The following is a 3,791-nucleotide window of genomic DNA, read 5'->3' as shown; positions in this document are numbered from 1 at the left end:
CGGCGGGGCGCGGGACGGGGGCCGCGCGCGTCCCCAGTGGGTCATGCGGGCCGTTCGCGCCCCGCGGCCCCGGCGTATCCCACTGCTCCCGCGCACCCCCCGTACCGTCCGGACCCTGCGAGCCGTGCGTACCGTCGGCGTTCATAACCCCTGCCCCCTGACCAGCCAGGTCCGCTCTGTGCATGCGTCAATCTAGTGCCACCGCACGGGTAGTTCACCGTTCCACGTGTACGGGGTGTTGCCCAGCCCTCCGTACGCCCTCCGCGCACAGCACCCCGGCCCTATGTCCGCCACGGCCAACGACACGCCCCCACCACTCCCGATCGGAGCATGCCCGCCCCGCTCCGGGGCCCCTAGCCTGCGAAGAGAATCCAGCGTCCGGAAACCCCCAGGAGCCCCTCATGACCGCAATCCCGCAGGAGCGCCGCCTCGTCACCGCCATCCCCGGTCCCAAGTCGCAGGAGTTGCAGGCCCGCCGTATCGCCACGGTCGCCGGTGGTGTGGGGTCCACGATGCCCGTGTTCGCCGCCCGTGCCGGCGGTGGCGTGCTTGAGGACGTCGACGGCAACCGGCTGATCGACTTCGGTTCCGGTATCGCGGTGACGACGGTCGGCAACAGCGCCGAGGCCGTCGTACGCCGTGCCTCCGCCCAGCTCGCCGACTTCACCCACACCTGTTTCATGGTCACCCCCTACGAGGGGTACGTCGCCGTCTGCGAGCAGCTCGCCGAGCTGACCCCCGGCGACCACGCCAAGAAGTCCGCGCTGTTCAACTCGGGCGCCGAGGCCGTCGAGAACGCGGTCAAGATCGCCCGTATCCACACCAAGCGCCAGGCCGTCGTCGTCTTCGACCACGGCTACCACGGACGTACGAACCTCACGATGGCGCTGACCTCGAAGAACATGCCGTACAAGAACGGCTTTGGTCCCTTCGCGCCCGAGATCTACCGCGTCCCCGTCGCCTACCCCTACCGCTGGCCGACCGGTGCCGAGAACTGCGGCGCCGAGGCCTCCGCCCAGGCCATTGACCAGATCAGCAAGCAGATCGGCGCCGAGAACGTCGCCGCGATCATCATCGAGCCGGTCCTCGGCGAAGGCGGCTTCATCGAGCCCGCCAAGGGCTTCCTGCCCGCGCTCGCGGCGTTCGCCAAGGACAACGGCATCGTGTTCGTCGCCGACGAGATCCAGTCCGGCTTCTGCCGGACCGGACAGTGGTTCGCCTGCGAGAACGAGGGCATCGTCCCCGACCTGATCACCACGGCCAAGGGCATCGCCGGCGGCCTGCCGCTCGCCGCCGTCACCGGCCGCGCCGAGATCATGGACGCCGCGCACTCCGGCGGCCTCGGCGGCACGTACGGCGGAAACCCGGTGGCCTGCGCCGCCGCCCTCGGCGCCATCGAGACGATGAAGGAGCTGGACCTCCCGGCGAAGGCGGTCCACATCGAGCAGATCATGAAGCCGCGGCTGGCCGCCATGCAGGAGAAGTACGACGTCATCGGCGACGTACGCGGTCGCGGCGGGATGATCGCGATCGAGCTGGTGAAGGACCGGACCACCAAGGAGCCGGCCCCCGAGGCGACCGCGGCGCTCGCCAAGGCGTGCCACACGGAAGGGCTGCTGGTGCTGGTCACCGGTACGTACGGCAATGTCCTGCGCTTCCTGCCGCCGCTGGTCATCGGAGACGACCTGCTGAACGAGGGGCTGGACATCCTGGAGCAGGCGCTCGCCGGAATCTGACCCGCCCGGCAGGTGTCCGCCCTGCCGGACAGATGTCCGACCAGACAGATGTCCGACCTGGCAGGTGTCCGACCTGGCACAACGGCCGCACCCGCCCCCGGACGAGTCTCCGGGGCGCGGCCTGTGAAGAAGGTGTGCGGGGCCGATGGCGGGATTCGTTTCCCGCTGTCGGACTTCCCGGACCTGACGTACGGTTTCCGCAGATGAGAGAAACACCCCGCTCGCAGGGGACTGCGGGCGATGCCAACGCGGGGCGTCCCCAGCGCCGCTTTGGCCGTGCCATCGCGCACACCGCTGGAGCTTCGGGCTCCGGATCTCCTCACCGGTCGGACGCCCGCCCGCCCCACACCCCCCGGGGCGCGCGGAGCACCGATCCTGTCGGCCGCTTCGGAACAATCCCCCCTGTTCCTGAGCGGCCGACCCCTTTCCTCCTTCCCTCCCGGGCCCAGCGCGCGGTGTGCGCGGTCCTTCTCGTCCTCTTCGCCCTTGTCACCTGGTCGGTGGCGGCCGAAGGCCCGGTCCGCCGGGCCGACGTACGCCTCGGTCTCGCGCTCGTCGGCCACGGACCGAAGCCGGTGACAGAGCTCCTCACCGACCTCGGCAGCATGCCGGTCGCCCTGCCCGTGCTGGCGCTGGTGATCGCCTACGTACTTCTGCGGGGCAAGCGGGACCAGCGGTGGCGCGAGCAGCGTGCCCGGGCGCTCGCGGCGGCCGTCACGATGGCCCTCGTCCCCGCGCTCGTCGTACCGCTCAAGCTCTGGATCGACCGGCCGGGTCCGCTCACCGCGGCGACCGGCTACTACCCGTCCGGCCATACGGCGACCGCGATGGTCGCGTACGGCGCGGCCGCGCTGCTCCTCGCCCCGTACGCGGGTGCCCGCAGGACGGCGCCCGTCGCCGTGGTGCTCACGGTGGCGACGGGCGCCGCACTGGTGCTGCGCGGCTATCACTGGCCGCTGGACGTCCTCGGGAGCCTGCTGCTCTGCGGACTGCTGCTGATCCTGCTCTCGGTCGCCCTGAGCAGGATCAGCGGCGGCGGCGGTGTCAGCCGAAGTACGCGTCGAAGTTCTTCGAGAACTCCTTCTGGTTGAAGTTGTCCCAGTTGATCGACCAGGTCATCAGCCCGCGCAGCCCCGGCCAGGTGCCATGGCTCTGGTACGAGCCGCAGTCCGTCTTCTTCGTCAGGCAGTTCAGCGCCTTGGTGACATCGGCCGGTGCCGTGAAGCCGCCGCCCGCGTTGACCGACGCGGGCAGGCCGATCGCGACCTGGTCGGGGCGCAGCGCCGGGAACATCCTGCTGGTGTCCCCCGCCACCGGGAAGCCGGTGAGCAGCATGTCGGTCATGGCGATGGGGAAGTCGGCGGTGCCCATGGTGTGGAACTGGTTGTCCAGGCCCATGATCGGGCCCGAGTTGTAGTTCTGGACGTGCAGCAGGGTCAGGTCGTCGCGCAGCGCGTAGATGACCGGGAGGTACGCGCCCGCGCGCGGGTCCTGGCCGCCGAACGGCCCTGAGCCGTAGAACTGGTAGCCGAGCTGTACGAAGAACGTCTCGGGCGCCATCGTCAGGACGAAGCCCTCGCCGTACTTGGCCTTGAGGGTCTTGAGCGCGGAGATCAGGTTGACGACGACCGGGGTGGTGGGGCTCCGGAAGTCGGTGTCGCCGGTGTTGAGTGAGAGCGAGTGGCCCTCGAAGTCGATGTCGAGGCCGTCGAGCCCGTACTCGTCGATGATCTTCGAAACGGACGATACGAAGGCGTCGCGGGCGGCCGTGGTGGTGAGCTGGACCTGGCCGTTCGCCCCGCCGATGGAGATCAGGACCTTCTTGCCGGCCGCCTGCTTGGCCTTGATGGCCGCCTTGAAGTCGGCGGCCGACTCGACGTTCGGGCACTCGGTGGCCGGGCAGAGGCTGAAGCGGATGTCGCCCGAGGTGGCCGAGGTGGGTTCGCCGAAGGCGAGGTCGATGACGTCCCACGAGTCGGGTACGTCAGCCATCCGGATGTAGCCGGAGCCGTTGGCGAAGCTGGAGTGCAGGTAGCCGACGAGCGCGTGCTCCGG

The 3,791-nt window shown here is 69.9% G+C and carries 3 protein-coding genes; 2 read left to right on the top strand and 1 reads right to left on the bottom strand.

Translation table 11 applies throughout. The features are described from left to right. Positions 1-401: 401 nt before the first annotated feature. Both gabT and QR77_RS30525 read left to right on the top strand, forming a co-directional pair. Complete coding sequence (gene gabT, locus QR77_RS30530) at positions 402-1,736, top strand: 4-aminobutyrate--2-oxoglutarate transaminase (protein ID WP_040025225.1); 1,335 nt, start codon at positions 402-404, stop codon at positions 1,734-1,736. Positions 1,737-1,939: 203 nt separating this feature from the next. Next, on the top strand, positions 1,940-2,827 hold the full coding sequence (locus tag QR77_RS30525) for a phosphatase PAP2 family protein (protein ID WP_078877330.1): 888 nt from the start codon (positions 1,940-1,942) through the stop codon (positions 2,825-2,827). Here QR77_RS30525 and QR77_RS44175 read toward each other — a convergent pair. After that, positions 2,781-3,791: chitinase (locus tag QR77_RS44175; RefSeq protein WP_040025222.1), on the bottom strand; the 1,011-nt coding region annotated here is incomplete at its 5' end. The two genes, QR77_RS30525 and QR77_RS44175, sit on opposite strands and share 47 nt — an antisense overlap.

The sequence above is a fragment of the Streptomyces sp. 150FB genome, from assembly GCF_000818195.1.
Classification (GTDB): domain Bacteria; phylum Actinomycetota; class Actinomycetes; order Streptomycetales; family Streptomycetaceae; genus Streptomyces.
The sequence above is the reverse complement of the archived record's forward strand: the minus strand, read 5'-3'. Positions and strand labels throughout refer to the sequence as shown.